This window comes from Arthrobacter sp. SAFR-023 (assembly GCF_051965295.1).
In the GTDB taxonomy this organism is placed as follows: Bacteria; Actinomycetota; Actinomycetes; order Actinomycetales; family Micrococcaceae; genus Arthrobacter.
In genome coordinates this window covers 1-1239 of the sequence record NZ_JBQCMF010000050.1, presented here as the reverse complement: position 1 = coordinate 1239, position 1239 = coordinate 1, and the positions used below count along the sequence as shown (strand labels likewise).

General features: G+C 67.3%; 1 protein-coding gene. It reads left to right on the top strand.

The features are described from left to right. The coding region (locus ACTHQX_RS21675; protein ID WP_440159300.1) for an L-serine ammonia-lyase at positions 1-1239 on the top strand (1239 nt) is incomplete at both ends.

The window sequence follows — 1239 nt, the reverse complement described above, 5'->3', positions numbered from 1 at the left end:
ATCCTCCGGGAAGCTGGAGACCGTGGCGTCGCTGCGGGTGGACCTGTATGGCTCGCTCGCGGCAACCGGGCACGGGCACGGCACCATGACGGCCATCCTGCTGGGCCTGGAGGGCTTCCACCCCGAGCTGATCCTTCCCGATGAGGTCGAGGATCGGCTGGCAGCCATTGCCGAATCTGGCACTCTGCAGCTGGCCGGGTCCGTGCCGCTGCCGTACGGGGTCAAGGACATGGTGCTCCGGCCGCTGACGATCCTGCCGCGGCACACCAACGGCATGACCTTTACGGTTTTTGATGCGGCCGGCTCCGAGCTCCGGAAGGCCACGTTCTTCTCCGTTGGTGGCGGGTTTATTGTCCGCGAGGGCGAGGAGGATGCGGCGCAGCAGGAACTGGACGAGTCCAAGAAGGAACTGCCGCTGCCGTTCCGAACAGCGGCGGAGCTGCTGGAGCACTGCTGCGCACAGGGCCTGTCTATCGCGGACATCATGCTGGTCAACGAGCGCGCATCCCGGTCCGAGGAGGACATCCGGGCGGGACTGCTCCACATCTACTCCGTGATGGAGGGTTGCGTGGAGGTCAGCCTGAAGCGCGAGGGGCTGCTGCCCGGCGGACTGAAGGTCCGCCGTCGTGCTCCCGACTGGCACGAACGCCTCCTGAAGGAGGACAAGGACCGGGACCCCAAGTACTGGCAGGAGTGGGTGAACCTGATCGCGCTGGCGGTCAACGAGGAGAACGCTTCGGGCGGCCGGGTGGTGACCGCCCCGACGAACGGCGCCGCCGGCATCATCCCGGCAGTGCTGTACTACGCGCTGCACTTCGCTCCGGGTATGGATCAGGCCAGCCAGGAAGACCGCGACGACGTCGTGGTGAAGTTCCTGCTCGCCGCCGGTGCCGTCGGGGTGCTGTACAAGGAACAGGCGTCCATTTCCGGGGCGGAGGTGGGCTGCCAGGGCGAGGTGGGTTCGGCGTCGTCAATGGCCGCCGCTGGCCTGGCCGAGGTCATGGGAGGCACGCCCGCGCAGGTGGAGAACGCCGCCGAAATCGCGATGGAACACAACCTGGGCCTGACCTGCGATCCCATTGGCGGGCTGGTCCAGGTGCCCTGCATCGAACGGAACGCGATCGCCGCCGCGAAGGCCATCAACGCGGCCAAGATGGCGCTGTGGGGCGACGGCTCGCACCGGGTCTCGCTGGACGAGGTCATCGTGACCATGCGCGAGACCGGCAAGGACATGAGCTC